Source organism: Leptotrichia sp. oral taxon 215 str. W9775, from assembly GCF_000469505.1.
Classification (GTDB): domain Bacteria; phylum Fusobacteriota; class Fusobacteriia; order Fusobacteriales; family Leptotrichiaceae; genus Leptotrichia_A.
Map to the genome: position 1 here is coordinate 57,113 of NZ_KI272838.1, position 19,746 is coordinate 76,858.

At 35.3% G+C, this 19,746-nt stretch carries 24 protein-coding genes; 5 read left to right on the forward strand and 19 right to left on the reverse strand.

Going from position 1 to position 19,746, the window contains the following annotated elements; genetic code table 11:
* Positions 1-2: 2 nt before the first annotated feature.
* The 13 genes from HMPREF1984_RS03940 to HMPREF1984_RS11610 form a co-directional block, all read right to left on the reverse strand.
* The gene (locus tag HMPREF1984_RS03940; protein WP_021766604.1) at positions 3-1,970 is read right to left on the reverse strand and encodes a DNA polymerase; all 1,968 of its coding nucleotides are present in this window, start codon (positions 1,968-1,970) and stop codon (positions 3-5) included.
* A gap of 20 nt (positions 1,971-1,990) precedes the next feature.
* Positions 1,991-2,551 (reverse strand): DUF2815 family protein, encoded by a 561-nt coding sequence (locus HMPREF1984_RS03945; RefSeq protein WP_021766605.1) that lies wholly within the window; start codon positions 2,549-2,551, stop codon positions 1,991-1,993.
* Between the two features lie 16 nt (positions 2,552-2,567).
* Positions 2,568-3,740 (reverse strand): DUF2800 domain-containing protein, encoded by a 1,173-nt coding sequence (locus HMPREF1984_RS03950; RefSeq protein ID WP_021766606.1) that lies wholly within the window; start codon positions 3,738-3,740, stop codon positions 2,568-2,570.
* Entirely contained in the window at positions 3,737-4,216 is a 480-nt protein-coding gene (locus HMPREF1984_RS03955; protein WP_021766607.1) for a hypothetical protein, read from the reverse strand. Before HMPREF1984_RS03955 ends, HMPREF1984_RS03950 begins: the two co-directional genes overlap by 4 nt.
* A 2-nt stretch (positions 4,217-4,218) precedes the next feature.
* Complete coding sequence (locus HMPREF1984_RS11295; RefSeq protein ID WP_021766608.1) at positions 4,219-4,368, reverse strand: hypothetical protein; 150 nt, start codon at positions 4,366-4,368, stop codon at positions 4,219-4,221.
* A 16-nt stretch (positions 4,369-4,384) separates the two neighbouring features.
* On the reverse strand, positions 4,385-5,515 hold the full coding sequence (gene dnaN, locus HMPREF1984_RS03960; RefSeq protein ID WP_021766609.1) for a DNA polymerase III subunit beta: 1,131 nt from the start codon (positions 5,513-5,515) through the stop codon (positions 4,385-4,387).
* 51 nt (positions 5,516-5,566) lie between these two features.
* Entirely contained in the window at positions 5,567-5,788 is a 222-nt protein-coding gene (locus tag HMPREF1984_RS03965; RefSeq protein ID WP_021766610.1) for a hypothetical protein, read from the reverse strand.
* Between the two features lie 118 nt (positions 5,789-5,906).
* Positions 5,907-6,479: a hypothetical protein gene (locus HMPREF1984_RS03970; protein ID WP_036099667.1), complete on the reverse strand. Its 573-nt coding sequence runs from the start codon at positions 6,477-6,479 to the stop codon at positions 5,907-5,909.
* The gene (locus HMPREF1984_RS11300; protein ID WP_021766612.1) at positions 6,476-6,649 is read right to left on the reverse strand and encodes a hypothetical protein; all 174 of its coding nucleotides are present in this window, start codon (positions 6,647-6,649) and stop codon (positions 6,476-6,478) included. The genes HMPREF1984_RS03970 and HMPREF1984_RS11300 overlap by 4 nt, the downstream gene beginning before the upstream one ends.
* A gap of 7 nt (positions 6,650-6,656) precedes the next feature.
* A complete protein-coding gene (locus HMPREF1984_RS03975; protein WP_021766613.1) occupies positions 6,657-7,253 on the reverse strand; it encodes an HNH endonuclease signature motif containing protein in 597 nt (198 codons plus the stop codon).
* A gap of 3 nt (positions 7,254-7,256) precedes the next feature.
* A complete protein-coding gene (locus HMPREF1984_RS03980) occupies positions 7,257-7,487 on the reverse strand; it encodes a hypothetical protein (protein ID WP_036099668.1) in 231 nt (76 codons plus the stop codon).
* Positions 7,488-7,501: 14 nt separating this feature from the next.
* Complete coding sequence (locus HMPREF1984_RS11305) at positions 7,502-7,678, reverse strand: hypothetical protein (RefSeq protein ID WP_156894241.1); 177 nt, start codon at positions 7,676-7,678, stop codon at positions 7,502-7,504.
* Positions 7,662-7,805 (reverse strand): hypothetical protein, encoded by a 144-nt coding sequence (locus HMPREF1984_RS11610; protein WP_232219683.1) that lies wholly within the window; start codon positions 7,803-7,805, stop codon positions 7,662-7,664. Before HMPREF1984_RS11610 ends, HMPREF1984_RS11305 begins: the two co-directional genes overlap by 17 nt.
* 243 nt (positions 7,806-8,048) lie before the next feature.
* Between HMPREF1984_RS11610 and HMPREF1984_RS03985 the strand changes: the two genes are divergently transcribed.
* The gene (locus HMPREF1984_RS03985; RefSeq protein ID WP_021766617.1) at positions 8,049-8,366 is read left to right on the forward strand and encodes a DUF6173 family protein; all 318 of its coding nucleotides are present in this window, start codon (positions 8,049-8,051) and stop codon (positions 8,364-8,366) included.
* Between the two features lie 155 nt (positions 8,367-8,521).
* Here the strand turns inward: HMPREF1984_RS03985 and HMPREF1984_RS03990 are convergent, their stop codons facing one another.
* On the reverse strand, positions 8,522-8,734 hold the full coding sequence (locus HMPREF1984_RS03990) for a DUF739 family protein (protein ID WP_021766618.1): 213 nt from the start codon (positions 8,732-8,734) through the stop codon (positions 8,522-8,524).
* Between the two features lie 167 nt (positions 8,735-8,901).
* Here HMPREF1984_RS03990 and HMPREF1984_RS10890 point away from each other — a divergent pair, with 167 nt between their 5' ends.
* The 4 genes from HMPREF1984_RS10890 (at position 8,902) to HMPREF1984_RS04010 (ending at position 11,538) form a co-directional block, all read left to right on the forward strand.
* The gene (locus HMPREF1984_RS10890) at positions 8,902-9,318 is read left to right on the forward strand and encodes a helix-turn-helix domain-containing protein (protein ID WP_051314453.1); all 417 of its coding nucleotides are present in this window, start codon (positions 8,902-8,904) and stop codon (positions 9,316-9,318) included.
* 26 nt (positions 9,319-9,344) lie between these two features.
* Positions 9,345-9,734, forward strand: coding sequence for an ImmA/IrrE family metallo-endopeptidase (locus HMPREF1984_RS10895; RefSeq protein ID WP_021766620.1), 390 nt, complete (start codon positions 9,345-9,347; stop codon positions 9,732-9,734).
* A gap of 15 nt (positions 9,735-9,749) precedes the next feature.
* Entirely contained in the window at positions 9,750-10,349 is a 600-nt protein-coding gene (locus HMPREF1984_RS10900) for a DUF4352 domain-containing protein (RefSeq protein WP_021766621.1), read from the forward strand.
* Positions 10,350-10,509: 160 nt separating this feature from the next.
* The gene (locus HMPREF1984_RS04010) at positions 10,510-11,538 is read left to right on the forward strand and encodes a site-specific integrase (protein WP_021766622.1); all 1,029 of its coding nucleotides are present in this window, start codon (positions 10,510-10,512) and stop codon (positions 11,536-11,538) included.
* A 150-nt stretch (positions 11,539-11,688) separates the two neighbouring features.
* On the opposite strand, the gene HMPREF1984_RS04015 is transcribed toward HMPREF1984_RS04010, so the two are convergent.
* From HMPREF1984_RS04015 to ilvC, 5 genes are all read right to left on the reverse strand, one after another.
* Positions 11,689-12,144 (reverse strand): FxLYD domain-containing protein, encoded by a 456-nt coding sequence (locus tag HMPREF1984_RS04015; RefSeq protein ID WP_036099670.1) that lies wholly within the window; start codon positions 12,142-12,144, stop codon positions 11,689-11,691.
* A gap of 111 nt (positions 12,145-12,255) precedes the next feature.
* Entirely contained in the window at positions 12,256-16,704 is a 4,449-nt protein-coding gene (locus HMPREF1984_RS04020) for an AAA domain-containing protein (protein WP_021766624.1), read from the reverse strand.
* 25 nt (positions 16,705-16,729) lie between these two features.
* Positions 16,730-17,677: an AEC family transporter gene (locus HMPREF1984_RS04025; protein WP_021766625.1), complete on the reverse strand. Its 948-nt coding sequence runs from the start codon at positions 17,675-17,677 to the stop codon at positions 16,730-16,732.
* A 212-nt stretch (positions 17,678-17,889) separates the two neighbouring features.
* Positions 17,890-18,411 carry a hypothetical protein gene (locus HMPREF1984_RS10905; RefSeq protein WP_198011754.1) on the reverse strand — a complete coding sequence of 174 codons (522 nt, stop codon included), beginning with the start codon at positions 18,409-18,411 and terminating at the stop codon, positions 17,890-17,892.
* 258 nt (positions 18,412-18,669) lie between these two features.
* Complete coding sequence (gene ilvC, locus HMPREF1984_RS04035; RefSeq protein ID WP_036099673.1) at positions 18,670-19,680, reverse strand: ketol-acid reductoisomerase; 1,011 nt, start codon at positions 19,678-19,680, stop codon at positions 18,670-18,672.
* Positions 19,681-19,746 lie beyond the last annotated feature (66 nt).

A 19,746-nucleotide genomic window follows, 5' to 3' on the forward strand; every position in this document is an offset into this window, starting at 1 on the left:
TCCTAATCTTTTTTATAATATTCCGTTTCAAATCCGTCTGCTCTCAGTATCAGCCCTTTAGCCCATCTGAGTTCTTCTCCCATCAGGTCGCACACTTCCTCTACAGTGACGTCCATCGGGGCTTCCAGCACAACTTCATCGTGTATGTGCATTACTATCTTATAGCCTTTATCGGTCAGTTTAAGAATTGTTGCGGCGAGACAGTCACGGGCTATTGCCTGCACGATGTTCTCCACAAGCTTTCCCCCATAAGTTTCGGCAGTTTCCCATTTGCCTGAAACCTGATTCGGTGCCTTATAGGTGATTACCGTTGCACCCCAGCTGTTCTCCCTTGTTCCAGGGCTTACATAGTGGAGCTTACGGCCACTCGGAAGGGTTACCGTCAGGAAGTCGAGCCCTTTTGCAAGATCTCCTTCCCTTGAAAAAAGTATTCCGTTTACTGCCTGTCTTGTTCCGTTAAGCACCACTTCTGCGGCCGCATTTCCTACGGCATACCACAGGTCAACTATTCTCTTATTTGAATTTCTCCACATTCTGACAATTTCAGGAAGTTCCTCCTCAGTAAGTCCCATATTAATCGCACCCATGGCCATAAGGGCTCCGCTTGACCCCTGATAGCCGAGTGCAAGTTCCGCAACCTTCCCTTTCTGTCTTAAGTGGTAGTTCTCCTTGCCCTTCGCAATTGTTGATATGTCCACACCGAACATCTGTGATGCCGATGCCTCATAAATTTTCCCGTGAGTCCTGAACACATCAAGTCTCCACTGTTCGCCTGCAAGCCATGCGATCACTCTTGCTTCTATTGCGGAAAAGTCGGCGATTACAAATTTTTTTCCTTCCTCCGGAACAAATGCCGTACGTATTAACTGCGACAAGGTATCAGGTATATTGTCATACAGTATGTCTAAAGTCAGCAGGTCTCTTCTTTTTACCATGTTCCTCGCATCATCAAGGTCTGACAGATAGTTCCTAGGCAGGTTCTGTACCTGTACAAGTCTTCCAGCCCACCTTCCTGTACGGTTGGCACCATAGAACTGCAGAAGTCCCCTCACCCTTCCATCTTCACAGAGGGCATCTTTCATGGCCACATATTTCTTCGTGCTTGTTTTACTCAGTTCCTGCCTTATTTCAAGCACTCTTTTTACGTTCCCTTCAGTTTCTCCAATAAGATTTTTAACTGTTTCCTTCTGAAGATTTTCGGCATTTACGCCTTTATCTTTTAACCATTTCAGTAGTTGCACTGTACTGTTAGGATTCTCAAGTCCTGTCAGTTCCTTTGCCTCGTTCAGCAGATATTCATTCCAGGTGTCACTCACGAACAGGGCACTTTCAACAAGCTCACTGTCCACTTTTATTCCTTCGGCATTCATTCTGACATCAGTATGCCACAGTTTCCATTCAAATTTTGGAAGTTTTATCCCTTCAAGTTTTTCCTTTATCGACATTTCTGCCACCACGTCCTGCCTGTTGTACTCCTTATACAGCTCCCACTTCTCAGGCTCGTGATGTGGCATGTTCCTTGTTCTTCCGCCGTTCCTCTTCGTAGGTTTGCATGGAACGGAGAAAAGCTTTATAAGAGCCTTACCTGTTGCGGATTTTTTCTTATCATTTTCAAATCCCATTGCCTTCCCGACCTTGTCCAGTCCTCCCGGATAACCGGCATAATACGCATGTATCATGGTACATCTCCACTGTTCAAGATTAGTTTCATACCCCGCCTGGTTAAGGCAGTACCATTCAAAAGCCGCATTATATGCCCTTAGCTCAGTTTCCCCGTCATTGAGCATTTTAACAACTTCCTCCGGCACTGCATCACCTTGTGCAAGGTCAATCACTTCAACGGGCGACCCGTTGAGCGAATAGGCAAAAAGAAGGATTTCAAAATCCGTACTCTGTGCATACTTATACAGTCCTGTCTTTGAAATATCTTCACTGCTGTAAGTTTCAATATCTATGTTCAGTACATTCATTCGTTATCCTTCCTTTTTAATTAATATAGTTCTTCATCCTCAACCGGAGCGAAGTCCTGCTGAGCCGTTCTTCCTCCTGCAAGCGGTTCTCCGTCCGACACTTTCTGTACGTTCCCCAGTCCTGCACCTATTCCTTTTTTCCCTGTGAACATGTAAGGGAAAAAGTTGACTGTGACATTTGCGTAGATTCCGCTGTAAATTTCAGACTGGTCCATTATAGGATTCACATACTTGTCCACTACCTGAGGCGGATAATCCGTTTTTGCTGATGCTGTAAATACCCAGTGACCTTTGCACTCAGGTCCGAAAGGCTCCCCGTTCTGTTTTACCCCGTCACCGTCCCATATAGGAGTTGGTACGTGCGGAGGTTTTACTCCGTTCCATTTTTCAGCTGTTCCTATCTTTATCGCCTCCGCAATTGCGGCATCTATTTTCTGCTTTGCGGCCGTATCTGATTTCGGTACAAGTATTGTCGTGCTATATTTTTCTTCCGCCCCCGGAGTTGCTGCATGTGGTTTAAACAAGTGTACAAAGCTTAGTCTTCCTCTTACGTTTATTCTAGTGTTCTGATTTTTTTCCATATATTATCATCCTCTCTTAATCTATTATTTTTTCAAATTCATCTTCTACATTAATAACATCATTTACATACGGAGCCCTTTTATCCGACTCCATTACAAGTGTAGGCTTACCCTTAGGCTTTACTATCAGTTCGCCCACATAATCATTAAAATCTTTCTTCCCTATTGTCCCTTCAAGCTGGCTTAATGTAAGCATCTTACGTTCATACATCAGCTCTTCGGCTATCCCCTTGTCTTTCAGTATCTCAAATGCCTTTTCCGTATCCGAGAACGTTCTCACCGACCTTCCTTCGACAAGCTTCCACCCCGGAACTGATTCACCTTTCAGGATTGCCTGCTGGCAGTAGTTCTCAATGTCCTTGACCCATTTCACGATATCCTGTGCCCTTTTAAGAATGTCGCCCATTTCGGCATTACTTAAGATATTACCTTTAAGCTTCATATCAGTTTCAAGTTCCATGTTCATTTCAGCCCTTGCCTTGCAGACTGCTTTCGCCCTGCAGAACGTACATTGTCCCGGGACAAAATCCCCTTCGGCATTAAATGCCCTTTTGGCGTTAGGTTTAACTTCTTTTTCCGCCCATTCCACGAGTTCCTCTGCCGATATTTCCCACACCGAGATGCTGTCCAGTCTCGGCTGTACAATACCCATATTCACCGTTACTATGTCCTCGAACAGTGAGTATTCGAGGAATGCACCTAACGAGTAGAGCATAAGCTGTGGATTATTTTCCGCAAATACAGGCACACCTTTTCCATACTTCAAATCCCTTACGTATAAGGTCCCATCATATACCGTTACAAAGTCACATGTCCCGAATCCTTCGGGCACATATGCACTGAAATCCACTTTCTTCTCGATTGATGCCACGGCGGGTTTATCAAAGGACATCATAAGCTCCTTTATATGCTCGAGATAGGCATCCGTATAGGAATCCATTTCCTGCTTATACAGTTTATTCGCCTTAAGTTTCTTCAATCTGCTGTTGTAAGTCCGTGCACCCATCGGGCTTGTGTATTTTGTCAGCTTGAGTTCCGAAATCTCATGTGCCAGTGTCCCCTCCTCGGCATATTCTGAAGTTGTTTCGGGGAACAGTTCCTCAAGCCTTGCACTTGGATTGCAGTTCATCCATCTTGACGCCCCGCTTGCCGAAAGCAGGGCATGATCCCTTTCCTTGTGGTTCATCATATTCTCACCCCTAGTTCCCGCAAATCATTTGCAAATGCATCATACAGCTTAGGGTCAAGTTCTGTCAGTTTTGACAGGTTATATTTCCCTTTTATTAATTTGGCGACCTCTGAGCCTAGATTCATCGTTGAAGCCTCATGACATCCCGCCTTGAGCTGGTCGTAGCTCCACCCCTGTGTTTCTGCCGTAGAAGCTTCTGCTTTTTTAGGTTCTTCCTCCTTCGGAGTTTCTTTTGGGGTTTCTACATTTTTAACAGGGGATTCTTCCTTTTTCTCAGGCTCCACTTTTACATCGTTCGTCTGCCAGTCTCCTGTTTTTATTTCTGTTTCCACCTTTTCAGGCTCTTTTATTTTCCCAGCTACTGAAGCTGCTATGTTCTGTACCGGATTATTTTCCAGTCCTGTTAGTGCTTTTGAAAAATTTTCTATTACTTTTTTACTTCCTTCTTCAATTTCAAATAAAACCTTTATTTCCATTATTATCTCCCTCCATTATCTTTTACATATTCCTCGGACGGTATCCACTCAATGTTGTCAAGCAGACTATGGGTGCTTGACCTTATTCTGATAGGCACTCCGTAATCCTTTTCATTTTTTATTATTTTCTTCGGTAATCTGAGTTTTTCCATCTGTCCTCCTAAAATATTATTCTCTTAACGCAAGTGGCATCAGCAGATATATCCACTTACTGTCGGTTTCTCCCCTTACAAGCACTGCATTTCTTTCGTTCGACATTTCCATGACGGTCAGGCTGTCCTTAGACTTATATAAATAGTCCGCCAGAAATCTTAAGTTCAGTGAGATTTTTAAGTCTTCCCCTGTCTGCACTGTGTCAATTGTGTCTCTGTACTCAACGGCAAACCCATCTTTCGCCTTTATTGTCAGCCTGCCTCCCCGGAAGTCAAGTATACCTCCGTTTTTCGCCTCCTTGTTGTATTTCGCAACTGTAAGCCCTTTTCTGAGCGATACGTGAAATACTTTCGTGTTCAGAAGCACCTTTTTGTCATTTTTTAGTCCCTTGATTATCGTTTTATAATCAGGAAACGAAAGCTTAACCGGTTCTGTCCGTATGTTGACGCTTCCAAGTCTGAAATTGATTTTTCCACTGATATCCGTCATTACCAACACCGTTTCTTCAACCCCCTGTATTTTTGACTTCAGGGCTTTGATTAATCCTTTTACCGCTTTCAAGGGGATACTGGCAGATAATTGCCCCTGAGGTTCCGTTATTTCTGTTTCGCACATGGCCAGTCTGTAGGTGTCCGTTCCAACGGTTGTAAGTATACTTTCTTCCGTTTCCAGTCTCACACAGTTTACCGCGAAGTTCTCGGGGTCACATGATGCTGAAAATTCTACTTTTTCCAAAGCTTCTTTAAGTTCCACTCTTTTTATTTTGAATTTCAACGCTTCTACAGAGTCCTCTTTAAATCCCGGATTGTACTCATTTAAAGGTATTTCAGACGTGTAATTTTTTGCCGTAATTTTTATTTTGTAATCATAAGCTTTAATTAATATCTCAGTATCAGGAGCCTGTTTTATTGCGGTCTTGAACATCTTACAAGGTATGGCCACCTTTCCTTCTTCCTCCACATGCCCGTTAATTCTGACTTTTGCACATGTCTCGGAGTCAGAAGTAAAGATTTCAATTCTGTTATTTCCGTCTGTTCTGATATGGACATACTTAAGATGTTCCATGCATGCCCTCTCGGTGCTTATGAAATTCTCAGCTATTTCGACTGCACCGAGAAGTTCCTTTTTTAATATTTTTAATTCCATATTGATTTTTCCTTTCGTTAGTGCTATACTTTTATTGTTATACTTTTATAATCAGTCGATATTGCCAGTATCGGCTTTTTTCTTTTTTAAACCATAATTTTTATTAATATATCTCAATGCTTTTTTCTGATATTTTAATGGGAGTTCTTTAAATTTTCTAAGTAATTCTAATCCAGCTTCAGGCAAATCATGATATACTTTTATATCTGCATAATGTAATTTCCCGTTGATACCTACTGGTACATTTTTTAAAAGTCTTGTTTCTGTTTTCATTATTAATCACCTTCCTTTCCATCTCTATAAAGTTCATCTAGGATCATATAGTAATCCTCTTCTGTTTCGTAGTAAATTCCTTCAATTTCGGGCATTTTTAGTCACTCTCCTTTCTTAACTATTCCAATACTCCTGCATATTCATCTAACATCGAATTAAGTTCTTCTTTTTTTACCTGAAAATCTGTAAAAAATGCTGAACTTTTTGTAAAATGTTTGTTTTCTTTAGTGTGTAAAAATCCATTTGGAATTAGTAATATGTAAGAGTTTTCTAATTTATCTTCTTTGTTTCTATTTTTCTCATTTTCTAAAAAAATCACATATAAATCTGCACTTCCGTTGCATCTTGCAGTCCAGTGTCTCGCTTTCGATTCTTTACTTCTGCGACTTCTATAGCACGAACTGAATTTTACATCTATTGTTATATTTTTATACATAAAATCATACTTTGGATTATTTACTTGCCAGTACTTGTTAGCATCCACCGCTGTAGGCACAAGCTTCTGAAAATATTCCTCTGCTTTTCCTCCAAGCCTTGCACTTTCACTTCCATATTTTATTTTATCCTGTATTTTTAATACACCACTTGATAATAGCTTTATATGTGCCACTAATGTAGGTAATCCACTTTCTTTTACAGCCTGATGGAAATTCCCGCATTCCTTGTATATTTCCACAATATCTTTTTTCATTTTTTCACCTCCAGTCTGTATCCATTTTTTTCCGCTGTTTCCAGCCATTCTTTAAAACTTAGAACCATTAAATTTTTCATACCCAACAAGTTTTTTAAATGCGATTTTACAGGATAGAAGAATTTTCTTTCCATAATGAACTTGTTATTTTTATACAAAATATATTTCATTTTTTAGTCACTCTCCCTTCTTAATTTTATAGATTTTGTTCATAACTTTTACTACGTTTAATCCCGTTTTTGTGAGTTCCGAATCCTCGGAAATCAGTCTTCGTCTGTTCAGCATCAGCAGTTCCGCTTTTGATACGAGTAACAGATTATCAATGCTGAGGTTCAGTTTGTTACCGTCTGCAAATATGATGGAATGTTTCTCCGGAATAGGCCCGTTTACCTCTGCCCAAATAAGCTTATGCTTGTATTCCCACACGTCAGGCTCCGCTATTTTTGTCTTAACGTATCCGTCAGTGGTTATCGCATCCTCGCCGACTTTCATTTTATTGTGAGGAGTAGCCCCTTTTCTGAACGTTGTTCTGTTACCTGTTCCGGGATACTTTTTCCCTTTATTGTGCGGAGTGATTCCTTTTTTAAAACGTCCAGTCAGTCCGGTTGAAATTCCATGATTTCTCAATATCCCCTTAAGTTTTTTCGCATTTATCTGGTACTCAAATTTTTTGTTGAACATTTCCACAATTTCGTGATAGTGCCTCCCGGGTGCGATTTCCCGGATATAGTCAAGTTCCTCTTTGGTGTACCGTCTCGGTGCTTTTTTAATCATTTCCTATCCCTCCAACATCTTAGGGAGCTGTAAGTCCGCGTTCAGTCCCTCGTCCTTAAGCTTTATCGCCCTCAGGACAGTGTTGGCGTTGTCGATTATTGTTGATGCGACCTTTACGACCGCCTCCGACCTGGCCACTTCCACGTTCAGCTTTTCCTGTGTCATTTCCTCGTCACTGAGGCGTTCCAGCTGTGCAAACAGGTGATTGTTAAGGTCTTTTAATGTGTTCTGCATATCCTTCTTCCTCCTTAGTCCCATTTTGTTTCCTTGAAGTACATGTAAGTAACCGCAACAAGTGTTACCCATAAGCCGTGCACTACCACTTTAACAACTATGTCGTCAGTAAATGATTTTGTCTGATTAAGTATCAGAGCTGTTATAAATATGCCGTACCATATCAACGCTTTTTTAGTTTTCATTGTCATTTCCTATCCCTCCTTTTTTAATCATATCCATCGCTATATTATTTGCCAGCGAATGTACTAATTTTGTCACGTCATCCCCGTTCACGATTATGACAGGGAAGTTCCCATATTTCATGTAGTGTTCCACGGCCTCCTCGGGTATGTGGTAGTCCCATCCGCCCCTTGGTCTTGAGGGAGAAGGGGATACTGTCTGAATTGCCGTTCCGAACTTATATCCGCCACGCTGTAATCCGATTCTTACAGCTGATTCAGATTTGTGGATACGGTTGGAACATTCTTTAATGGTTAGAGTTTTCATATTTCCAAGATCCTTTCGTTTCGATTTTTATCCTTTCAGGGTATAATAATTCTGAAAGGAGGTGTTTCTGCTATGAATTACCGTTCTGCTGAATGGATGCATGAACGTGTTGTAAGTACCATCAATGATTTTGAAAAAGATATCAGGGATGATGAGCAGGCGAGCATAGTAATTTCGTCATTTGCAAACAATCCCATTTTAATCAATGATGTGGGCTACTGGAATCCTGACATCATAATTTTTGACGGTGTACTGGTTTCCGATGGTTCGACTGTTCAAGTGCTTCAGCACACATCTCAGTTAAATCTCTGTCTGATAGCTTCAAAACGTCGAGACCCTGAGAGGCCAAGACGTAAAATTGGATTTTCTGTTGACTCTCAAGAAGACTGATAATCCTGTCAAGTTTACCGTTCAGTAACTCCAACTGCTGAGCGGTTTCTTTCTTTTCCATTCCCTAATCACCTCTCTTTCCTGCTGACATCCGCTCCGAATAAAGTTATTTTCATGGGGTCACCTCGCTTTTTTAGATATTTTGTTTATTTTAACTAAACTTTAGAGGTAAAAAAATAAGATGATATATCAATTCTCTCTATTTCAAGAATTGTACAAACATTCTCTATTTCAGTTTGAGTGAAATCAACTTCATCGTTAAGTTTCTTACTCAGAGTAGCTTTTGAACAATTCAATTTCTCAGCTAAAACATACTCATTTTTTAACTTTTCTTTTATTCTACCTCTTAATAAAGAGTAATCTCTCATATCCCACCTCCAAATCAAGTTTATTTTAACTAAACATATGATACCACCATTTTTTTAACTTGTCAATACTTTTTTTTATTTTAAATAAACTTTTTTATTAAAAAGTTGATTTTTCTTAAACAATGGGGTATAATATATCAATAAAATCTAGGAAGGAAAATCTAAATATGGGAAACAAAGTTGATTGCCATATAAGAATTAAAGAGGCTATGGAATTGAGAAATTTGAATCAGTCAGATATAGTTGAAAGAACAAATATAAAAAAATCTGCACTGAGTCAATATATTAGTGGAAAAATAACTCCGAGACAAAACGCAATTGATGAATTATCAAAAGTTTTAAATGTATCAGAACCATGGTTGATGGGGTATGATGTTCCGATGAAAAGAACAGTTTTAAAAAAAGAAACTCAGAAATCAAAAACAGATGATGTTGTTCTCACACCAGAACAGGAAGCAGAGCTACAGTACATAATTGAACATAATATGCTATTTTTCAAACGTAATAAAATGGATGAGGATGATGCTAAGAAACTGGCTGATATTTTAAGAGAATTCTATATCGAAACATTAGAGCAGAAATAAAATTTTAACGGGAGAGAAGAAGATCAATGAAGAAAAAGGAAATTTTTGAACTTGCCAAAAAGCTCGCAACGGAATACCGCTCCGACCCGAAAAGATTGGCGAAAGAACTCGGAATTGTGGTGAAATATCGTTCTTTTAACAATCATTCAGGAAGCTGCATAAGAATGAATGGAAAACAATTGATAGTAATCAATACTAGGATGTCCACACTAAAACAGTTGTTCGTTTTGGCACACGAAATTGCCCATCTTCTACTACATCCGTATGAAGCTACTATTATCAGATATTTCAGTTTTTCTGAGTCTAAAATAGAGTTTGAGGCTAACTATTTTGCAGTTGTGTTTTTCAGTGAGTCAGAAATAGAATTTGAAGAAGATGAAGAAATAAAACAATTAATCAACAACATTATATTATAAAGGAGTGATTTTAAAATGGCAAAGAAGATTGTCGGAGAAGACGGAAAAGTATATTATGAAAGGAAACCAATCTATAAAAGATGGTGGTTTATCCTGCTGGTTATCCTGATTATCTTAGGAATTATAGGTAGCAGAGGAAGTAAAAATGAAAATAGTTCTTCGGGTACAAAAACAGCAGAATCAAAAAAGGAAGAAGTTAAAACTTTTAAAATAGGAGATATGGTCAATACCGAAAACATAGAACTTACCGTAAATGACATATCATCTGTCAAAAAAGTTACTGACGACAGCGGTTATCTTGAATACAAACCTGACGGAGAAGACAACAGATTCATAATTCTGCATGTTACAATTAAGAATATAGCCAAGGAAATGATTTCCCTTGATTCAAGTAGTTTTCAACTATATTCAGGCGATGTTCAGTATTCACCTACTATGGTTATGGTCAAAGATGGATTAAACCTCGATGGAATCAATCCAGGAGTGCAGATTAAAAGAAGAATATTCTTTGATGTGCCTAAAGATGTGGTAGATGCTAAAAACTTAAAATTAAAATTAGGAAGTAATATATTTTCCCAGACAGGCGGACATCTTGAAATAGACCTTTCAAAATAAATAATCTCGATATAATCTCGAGATAATAAATCTAAATAAAAAAGGCCCTGCGACCAACAGGACCTTGAAAATATGTGTGATATAACACAACATACTCTAACCAGTATTAAGTATATCACACAAACCTTTAAAATACAATACAAGGAGTGTGATTTTTTTTATGCGAAAACCGAATGGCTACGGAACAGTAGCAAAATTAAGCGGAAAAAGGAGAAGACCGTTTGCGGTAAGGATTACGGCGGGTTATACGGACGAAGGGAAACAGATATACAAGTATCTTGGATATTATGCGACAAGGAAGGAGGCGGAATATCAGCTTTCACTTTACAATGCGAATCCATATGACATTAATTTGAAAAATCTAACTTTTAAGGATGTCTATAAAAGATTTTATGATGTAAAGAAAAATACAGGGACAAGTGAAAAAAGACTGAAAGCATACGAATCATTCTTTAAGAAACTTGCACCGCTTTACAATATGAAAATGGTAGACATTAAAACTCCGCATCTGCAGACATTATTCGACACATTTACTGAATTTTCTCCGCTGTATGTGAGAGAATTAAAATCTTTCGCGGGCTTGGTTTACAAGTATGCGATGGAAATTGACGTACTTGACAAGGATTATACAAGATTTCTTAAACTTAGAAAATTTAAAAAACTGAGAAAAAATAGTATATTTACTGCTGAAGAACAACAAAAACTATGGGATAACATTGAAACCATTCCAGGAACAGATATCCTATTAATATTAATTTACACAGGTTTCAGGGTAAATGAACTGTTATCTGTGAAAAAAGAAAAAATAGATCTGGAAAACTGGACTGTGACATCAGGATCTAAAACAGATGCAGGAAAGGAAAGAGTAGTTCCGATACATCACAGGATACAGCCCTTGATTATCAGATATATGCAGACAGATGGAGAGTATCTTATTCCGAACCACAACTTTAAATCTCATATGAACTATTCCAGTTTCAGAAGATATTTTTCTCAAATTTTAGAAAAACTGGAAATGGATCATACGATACACGATACAAGATACACATTCATTACATCTCTGAGAGAAGTGACTGACAACAACGCCGCTATTACAAGCATTGTCGGACACACTAATATACAGATGACGGATAAATATACTTTAACTAATATACAAAAAATGAGACAGGAAATAGACAAAATAAATTAATTTCCTGCCTCCTCAATGGAGTATTTTTTTGTATATTCCGTGTATATTATAGGTTAAATTTTTGATGTTCCCACACATCATTTTAATTTTAATTTAACTAATTAAAATACATAGAACACAGTAAAATCAATGCTTTCAAATACTCCGCGATTAAAATATTAAACTGTAACCAGTCTTTACTTTACATGATTTCACATCGCCTGAATTTATGACTGCCCTGAACTCCCATTTCTTATTTTTTTCAAGGGAATCTATTGTATCGACAGCATCTCCAATTTTATCTCCCTTTTTATCAAAGCACGGAACTTCCAGTTTTACATTTTTTTTGCTGCTTCCGTTATGTGAAAGAAATCCAGTTACAACTGTTGTATTTCCGTCATTTTCAACCTTCGCCTTGGCAAATTTATATTTTACACCTTTGGCATTGATTTCCCCTTCGTTTCCACCAATTATTCCACCTATAATATTTCCCGTTGTTTTAATTGCCGCTCCTGCTACAGTTCCCGCCGCCTTTATTGTCTCACCTGCAATACTTCCTGCCGCACCGATCACTCCGCATGAAGAAAGGATTAGGACAGAAGTTACTATCATTATTATTTTTTTCATATTTCTCATCCTTTCATTTTTTCAAAATATCCTACCATAACTATTGCATATTTTCATTTTTTTACCAATAGATAAAACTTAAATATATGTTATTATTTAATTATTGCTATCCTAGAACTTCATAATTTTTAATGCCCTGTTTTTTATTTTATTCAACAGTTCCTTTTCTTTTGTTAAATACCTTTTATCCTCCATGCTTTCAGGATATATTCCCTTTCTATTCAATTCTTCTATAAGAGTTTTCATTGTAGATTCAGGATTTTTGAAATATCTGCTTCCTCTTATTCTTATAAATTCCCATCCACAACGTTCTAAAACATTCTGACGTTCCATATCTTCCCTTATCTGTTCTTCAGTACTATGCCATTTTTCGCCATCACATTCTATCGCCACTTTTTTATCCTGAAAAAGTGCAACCATATCTATTTTGTACAACCCTGCTTCCCATTGCTGTTCTATATGGTATCCCTCCGATATTAAGTATTTTGCTATTTTTTCTTCAAAAACCGATTCTGAATTTTTTTCCATTTCTTCAGTTAAAAGCATTTCCTTAGGACTGCTGACATATTCCAGAAATTCTTTTCTAATATCTCCTGTTTTTAAATCATTATCAACATCCAGGGAATTAACTACCCACATCTGATTTCTAGCCCTGCTCGCCGCAACATTGTATCTTTTCTTTCTTGCTGATTCAGTTCCATCAGTCATCACTCTTAAAGGCACTTCTCCTGAATTACTGTCAACCATTGTAAGGAATATGACATCTCTTTCATCTCCTTGAAAATGACTTGAATTTCCACATAGAATATCATGTTTTTCTATATCTGTCACATCTATTTTTTCCACTATCATTTTCTGAATGAGATCAGACTGTTCATCCCCCAAAAGAGAAATTACTCCAAAAGAACTGTCAGCATATTCTTTCATTTCCATACATGCTTTAATTAAAGATACAACTGTTTTAGCTTCGAGTTCATTTATTTTCCTTTTCTCATCCCTCATCCCTGGAACCTTATAATTTATGACTGCCGGTTTCAAATCCGATGATCCCGACTCTCTCAAAGGCTTTATTTTCAAATCATAGGAAGTTTTATTGCTATACCCTATTATTTCAGGAACACATCTGAAATGTTCCTTCAACATCAGTGGACGGTATGTTGTTGCAGCTACTGAGTAAAGTGAAGAATTTAATCCATATAAATCATCATTGATGATTTTTCCTTTTATATATTTTTCTCTTAATGAATTTACTTTTTCAACGCTTACTCCTATATCCAATGGACTTACCTGCTTATCATCTCCCACAATAATAACCTTTTTTGCCATATATAGAAGCACTAATGAACTTATATCCGACTGGCTGGCTTCGTCTATGATTATAACATCAAATTTATTTTCTGCAGGATTCAAAGTATCAATTACTTTATTCATTGGCATAATCCAGGCCGGAACGGCTTTCTGACAGATATTCATTTTTTCTTTTGCCTGCTTTCTATATAATGAAGCATTTTTCCCTGTCCCTTTTCCTATTTTCTGTATTGTCTGCTCCCAACCTCTTAACGCCTGACTTACCATTAAATTTTCTTTTTTTTCAATAAAATGCAGCACATGATACCATGATTTCTTTTCAACTAGTTCCAGCGTCGCCTTTTTTATATTTTCCCTTTTTTCAAGAGCTTTCCTTTCTAAATCTTCATATGGCTCTTTTTCCAGCTTTTCCAATTCCTGTGAAAGCTGTTTCCATTTCCACACTTCACATATATCTTCAATTTCTTTAATTTTACCATTCTTTAATTCTTCATACCATTTGAAAGCAGTTTTATTTATTCTTTCCAGTATATCTTCCCTTTTCTTGTAATATTCCTGCTTAGCTGATAATATTTCCAGCTGCTTCAAATTTTTTGAATATTCTTTTACTTCTTCATTGACTACTGCATTTTTTATTTTTTCATCAAGTATAGAGTCTTTTTTTGTTATATTTTTTATTTTTTCAGTATACAGCGAATATTTTTCTTCCTTTTCTGATAATTTTAAGGCCTTACTTCCAATTTCCATTGCTTTTTCAATGTTTTTTGCAGAATTTAATATATCCTTTATTTCCTCCATTGAAATATTTGTTTCCTTAAAAAGACAATTTTTATTTATTCCAAGATTTTCAATATTTTTTAAGAGTTTAGCCTTTTCCTTATAATTCCAGTTAAGAAAATATTCTATTTCCTTTACAGACTCAAAAGCGTAATCAATAAAACTTCCACCTAAAGAATCTGCTGAAATTCCTCCATTATTTTCTATAAGCTCCTTCCAGCTTTCTTTAAGTTCCTTTTCCTGAATAAGTAAATTAAAATATTCTAAAAGAAGATCACATTCTGCAACATCTTTTACTGTTTCTTCATTTAAAGTTATTCTGCTTCCAATTCTATTTTTTGCTTTTTTTACATTCAAACCAAACATAAGGCCAGGATTATTAAAAGCATTTTTAAGTTCCTGAATCATTTTTACAGCATCAGGAAGAGCTATTCCTGAAAAATCAATTCTTTTCTTAAATAACTTTGGTCTCAGATTATTTAAATATTCATGCAATTCTTTTATATCCTCAATAAAATTTTGCCAGTTTATTTTATTTCCGTTATCTGTTCCTCCTGATATAGCCACATCTACTTTCCATTTTTCCATATCTTCTGTCAGTTCTTTTGGAATAGTCTGTCTTACATCATAATTTTCCTTAAACTTTTTTAAATCTATTATTTCTTTTCCATTTACATATAAAATATTACTGTCAATATTAAAACTGTTATCATTTAAGAGTTTTTCCAGTTCTTTCCATGTATGTTTCTTGTCATTGACCAGCTCTTCAAATTCACTAATATCCAGGTAATCAGAAATGTTATTTAAACCTAAAACTATTTCCTTTTCTTCACTTTCAGATACCTGTTGTCTATATTTTGTTTTAAGGAAAGAAAATTCATCATTTGTAATGGGACAAGGTACCAGTTCCGAGATTTTCCCGGGTATTTTTCCAATAATTTCAGGATTTTCCCTCAAATATTTTGCTATATCTTTTATAAAAAAAGTTTCTCCATTAAAATCTATGGATTTGCTTTCCCTATATCTTATCCCGCACATTTGATCTGTTATATTTTCTAAATCACTGCATTCTTTTATTCTTATTTTTTCCAGTTCCCCTACTTCTTTTTTTAGTTTTTCTGAAGTAAAGTTACCTAATTTTTCTGAAATAGTTTCAACTGATTTTCTCATATCACTATTATCATCATCTAAAATTGAAATACATAGTCCTTGTATACTTTTCGGAATTTTTTCCTTTAATACCCTTAATGCTTTTTTAGTCTGACTTGTTACAAGAACATTTTTCCCCTGTGCCAGAAAATGGCCTAACAGGTTGGCAATAGTATGGGTCTTTCCAGTTCCTGGCGGTCCCTGAACTACAACTGCATTATTTTTTTCTATTTGTTTTGCTATATTAACCTGTTCAGTGTTTGCATCCTTTACAAATAAAATTTCTTCTTCCCTGAAATCTTTTTCTATATTTTCATTTTCTTCTTCAACAGATATCCCAACTAATTCATAAAGATGATCAGGAATTTCTCCGGAATTTTCTATTTTCTCTGTTATATTCTCTATTGCCTTTACTATTCCCGTTTCTTTTTTTCTTATAAAAATCAGAGGATTATCTTCTATAAATATATCCCCATATTCCTTTAAATCTTCTATATCGCCATCTTCGATAAAAAAACCTCTATTAGTTAAACTATGAATAAACTTTTTAAAAAAGTCTACTGTTTCTTTCCTATTTAATGGATGTAAATTTTTTTCTTTTACTTCTTTTTCAAGTTCAAAAACATTTTCCAGATGGATATCATCTATTTCATTTAAAAAATTTGTATATAAATTTGGAGAAAAACTTTCATTCGTATGAGGATCTGACAAAATTAAAATATTATCTTTGGCATTAAAGTCTATTTTTATCTTTTTTAACAAAACAGGATAATAAACATTCTGCTCTTTTATTCTCACTATTCCATTTCCAATTACAAGTTCCAATGTTTCAGTTTCTTTGTTGAGTTCCAGATATTTGATGTAAAGAGTATCAAAAAAATTTCTTACTTCTTCTATAGCCAGCTGTTTTTCTATCCATAGCTCTCTTTTCTCAAGCTCTTCCTGTATTTTTCCCTCTATTTCAGGTGTTATATCAACTATTTCTCCTGAACCATTTTCAGTATTTTCAACAAATATCTTTTCATTAACTTCCAAAGTTGCTCTGTAATCTTTCCAATCTCCCTCAATCCATTCCAGCAGATATTCATCTATATATAACGGCTTTAAAAAATTTGGTTTTCTTATTTCTAAAAGTTTACCTTCTTCCTTTTCAAAATATTTTCCATCTAAATTCTTATATTCAAAAATAATATCCTTATGTTTAGGAAAATTTTCTAAAAAATCAAACCATTTTTCTTCTGCAATATTTGTTTTTGTATTTTTTAAATTTTTAGATATTTCTGAAATGTAATTGAATAATGCCAATACTTTATCTTTATCCTTCATCTTCTCCTCCTTTTTTATAATATTTTTACTTTAAAAACATCATAAGTATAGGTATGACAACCACAAATAAAATTGTACTTGTAGTAACTACGTTTGTAGCATACTCTATATCCCCTTCTGTCTGATTTGTCAAAATTGGCAATGCCGCAAATACAGGGGCAGCCGACTGTATGACAAATGTTTTAATTTCCAATGAATCCAGCTGAATAAACTGACCTGCAGCTTTCAGTAATGCAACCATAACGATTGAAGAAAATACAAATCTTCCCAGTAAAGCTAAAATTGTATCCAAATCAAAATTTATACTGTGAAGTCCTGCATCTGCAAGAACAATCCCGATATAAAGCAGTGCAAGAGGAGTAACAATATTACCAAGATACTTTGTAGTTTCCACCAGAGGTTTAGGAATACTTATTCCCAGAACTAGAACTATAAATGCAACTACAAAAGCTATAAGTGGTGGTGAAAGCAGTTTTTTAGGATTAAATCCTCCTTTACCTTCCTTCTCTTCTGTAGAATCATTTTCCAGAAGTATGTATCCTAATGTCCAGATTGATATTGTATTTGTTATGTAATACATTAAATAATATTTGGAAGCCTGTTCCCCAAAAAGTGCCATATTTAAAGGAAGTCCAATAAATATTGTGTTTGCATTTACTACTGCATTATAAAATACCCCTCGACGTCCTCTTCTTATCTTGAATATTTTTATTACAATGTAAGCTGTAACATAGCCTATAATAACTGAAGCAAATGTAAAAATTAGACGATTTGATAATTCTTTCAATACGTTCATGTCTAAATATTTTAATACAGAATAAAATATTGAACATGGTAATGCCACATTTGTTATAAGTTTCGATACATTTTCACTGAATGTATGGTGAAACCAGTGTCTCTTTCTTAAAATATAACCTATTGCTATCATTACAATAATGGGAAATATACTCCCCAGTGACGTTAAAAAAATCATTTTCCTAGTTCTCCTTCTCTCTTAAATACATTATATTATACTAAAAAAGACTGGAAAAAGTCCAGTCCAATATTTTATTTGTAATTTTAAATTGTTTATATTTATATGAAGATGGTAAATGTACTGACCAAAAAAGTTGGACAAATTAATTTAACTTACTAATAAGGACTGACTTCTGTAAGAAGTAGGAATTAATCTTTTTAATTTTTTCTTTATTCTTTTGTTGAATTTAAGATTTCATTCAATACACAGATTGCAATTTCATTATTCTTATCTAACTTTAAAATTTCTTTTGCTATGCTCTCTGCTTCTTCATCGTACATTAAATGTTCTGGAAGCCCATAAAAACTTAGTAAAGTTAATAGATTTTCAAGATTTTTTTTGATTCCTACTGCTTCTCTAGCGTGAAAAATACCAACAGCATAAGCTCCTTCTACACAACAAAATGTAAAAGATAGCATACTTGCTGACAAATTCAACCAAATTATATTTTCTGTTTTTTTATACATATATTGTGAAAATCCATAAAAAGTGAAACTTTCTGTAACATTAGCCATATTCCATATTATTTTATCTATTTCTTGTTTATTGATATTTATTATTTTTTTATTTGCTTCTTCATAATTTACATTTAATATATCTACTCCAACTTCTTTCAATACATTTAACATATTTTCATCATATTCTTTTAACATATCTTCTGTAAATATCTTTTTTATATTTTCTGTAAACATTTTTCTCATTTTTTTGTTATAAGCTTCTTTTATATCCTTCATATTTTCCTTTTATAATAAATATATAAATAATTATATAAAATATCACACACTCCTTTCTTTATATTTATTATTTATTTCATCCCTATTTATTTCTCTAAATTTTAGGCTCTATAATTATGTATAGTGTTAAAAAAATTCGACAACCTCAAAAGCTTATTCAGCCTAAAATCTCTCAAGGTTATCGAATTTTTTACTCCTGTACTTGACAAAGAGTCACTATTTTTTAATCCATGACATAAGTTTTCTTAATTCAGCTCCAACTTTTTCAACTTCATGTTTTGCAAATTCTTCTCTTTTAGCTTTCAAATATGGTTGTCCTGCTTTTGAATCAGCTAAGAAGTCATCAGCAAATTTTCCTGATTGGATATCTGCTAAAACTCCCTGCATTGCTTTTTTAGTTTCAGGTGTAATTATTTTTGGTCCTGTAATATAATCTCCATATTCTGCTGTGTTTGAAATTGAATTTCTCATTGTTGCCAGTCCACCTTCATAAATTAGGTCTACAATTAGTTTCATTTCGTGAAGACATTCAAAATAAGCATTTACAGGATCATATCCAGCTTCCACAAGCACTTCAAATCCAGTTTTCATAAGTTCTACAACTCCACCACATAAAACTGCCTGTTCTCCAAATAAATCTGTTTCTGTTTCCTGTTTGTAAGTTGTTTCAAGTATTCCTGATCTTCCTCCACCAATACCTGATGCCCATGCAAGAGCTACTTCCTTAGTATCTCCGCTAGGATCTTTTTCCACTGCTATAAGACAAGGAACTCCACTTCCTTCCTGGAAAGTTCTTCTTACAAGATGTCCTGGTCCTTTTGGTGCAACCATGAATACATTTATATCTTCCCTAGGATTTATTTTTTTGAAATGAATGTTAAATCCATGTCCAAATCCTAAGTATGCTCCTTCTTTCAGGTTAGGTGCAACATCTGCCGCATATGTATCTGCCTGTAATTCATCAGGAATTAAAATCATAACTATATCTGCACCTTTTACTGCATCAGCTGTTTCTTTAACTGTAAATCCTGCTTCTTCAGCCTGTTTCCATGATTTTGAACCTTTTCTAAGCCCCACTGTTACATCCATTCCACTTTCCTTTAAGTTCAATGCATGAGCATGCCCCTGTGATCCATACCCCAGTATTGTTATTTTCTTTCCTGTCAATTTGTCCAAGTTACAATCTGCATCATAATAAACTGTTGTTCCTAAAATATTTCCTGCCATTTTTTTTATCCTCCCAAATTTATATTTTAATAATTTCATACTTAAATAAATTTTATTCAAGTCTAT

Excerpts from the sequence above, each read along its gene's own strand:
- HMPREF1984_RS03980 (WP_036099668.1), bottom strand. The coding sequence starts at position 7,487 with ATGCAGAACACATTAAAAGACCTTAACAATCACCTGTTTGCACAGCTG.
- HMPREF1984_RS11305 (WP_156894241.1), bottom strand. The coding sequence starts at position 7,678 with ATGACAATGAAAACTAAAAAAGCGTTGATATGGTACGGCATATTTATA.
- HMPREF1984_RS03975 (WP_021766613.1), bottom strand. The coding sequence starts at position 7,253 with ATGATTAAAAAAGCACCGAGACGGTACACCAAAGAGGAACTTGACTAT.
- HMPREF1984_RS03970 (WP_036099667.1), bottom strand. The coding sequence starts at position 6,479 with ATGAAAAAAGATATTGTGGAAATATACAAGGAATGCGGGAATTTCCAT.
- HMPREF1984_RS04020 (WP_021766624.1), bottom strand. The coding sequence starts at position 16,704 with ATGAAGGATAAAGATAAAGTATTGGCATTATTCAATTACATTTCAGAA.
- HMPREF1984_RS11295 (WP_021766608.1), bottom strand. The coding sequence starts at position 4,368 with ATGGAAAAACTCAGATTACCGAAGAAAATAATAAAAAATGAAAAGGAT.
- HMPREF1984_RS11300 (WP_021766612.1), bottom strand. The coding sequence starts at position 6,649 with ATGAAATATATTTTGTATAAAAATAACAAGTTCATTATGGAAAGAAAA.
- ilvC (WP_036099673.1), bottom strand. The coding sequence starts at position 19,680 with ATGGCAGGAAATATTTTAGGAACAACAGTTTATTATGATGCAGATTGT.
- HMPREF1984_RS03945 (WP_021766605.1), bottom strand. The coding sequence starts at position 2,551 with ATGGAAAAAAATCAGAACACTAGAATAAACGTAAGAGGAAGACTAAGC.
- HMPREF1984_RS04010 (WP_021766622.1), top strand. The coding sequence starts at position 10,510 with ATGCGAAAACCGAATGGCTACGGAACAGTAGCAAAATTAAGCGGAAAA.
- HMPREF1984_RS04025 (WP_021766625.1), bottom strand. The coding sequence starts at position 17,677 with ATGATTTTTTTAACGTCACTGGGGAGTATATTTCCCATTATTGTAATG.
- HMPREF1984_RS03985 (WP_021766617.1), top strand. The coding sequence starts at position 8,049 with ATGAATTACCGTTCTGCTGAATGGATGCATGAACGTGTTGTAAGTACC.
- HMPREF1984_RS03950 (WP_021766606.1), bottom strand. The coding sequence starts at position 3,740 with ATGATGAACCACAAGGAAAGGGATCATGCCCTGCTTTCGGCAAGCGGG.
- HMPREF1984_RS10900 (WP_021766621.1), top strand. The coding sequence starts at position 9,750 with ATGGCAAAGAAGATTGTCGGAGAAGACGGAAAAGTATATTATGAAAGG.
- HMPREF1984_RS04015 (WP_036099670.1), bottom strand. The coding sequence starts at position 12,144 with ATGAAAAAAATAATAATGATAGTAACTTCTGTCCTAATCCTTTCTTCA.
- HMPREF1984_RS10895 (WP_021766620.1), top strand. The coding sequence starts at position 9,345 with ATGAAGAAAAAGGAAATTTTTGAACTTGCCAAAAAGCTCGCAACGGAA.
- HMPREF1984_RS03990 (WP_021766618.1), bottom strand. The coding sequence starts at position 8,734 with ATGAGAGATTACTCTTTATTAAGAGGTAGAATAAAAGAAAAGTTAAAA.
- HMPREF1984_RS03965 (WP_021766610.1), bottom strand. The coding sequence starts at position 5,788 with ATGAAAACAGAAACAAGACTTTTAAAAAATGTACCAGTAGGTATCAAC.
- HMPREF1984_RS03940 (WP_021766604.1), bottom strand. The coding sequence starts at position 1,970 with ATGAATGTACTGAACATAGATATTGAAACTTACAGCAGTGAAGATATT.
- dnaN (WP_021766609.1), bottom strand. The coding sequence starts at position 5,515 with ATGGAATTAAAAATATTAAAAAAGGAACTTCTCGGTGCAGTCGAAATA.
- HMPREF1984_RS10890 (WP_051314453.1), top strand. The coding sequence starts at position 8,902 with ATGGGAAACAAAGTTGATTGCCATATAAGAATTAAAGAGGCTATGGAA.
- HMPREF1984_RS10905 (WP_198011754.1), bottom strand. The coding sequence starts at position 18,411 with ATGTTTACAGAAAATATAAAAAAGATATTTACAGAAGATATGTTAAAA.
- HMPREF1984_RS03955 (WP_021766607.1), bottom strand. The coding sequence starts at position 4,216 with ATGGAAATAAAGGTTTTATTTGAAATTGAAGAAGGAAGTAAAAAAGTA.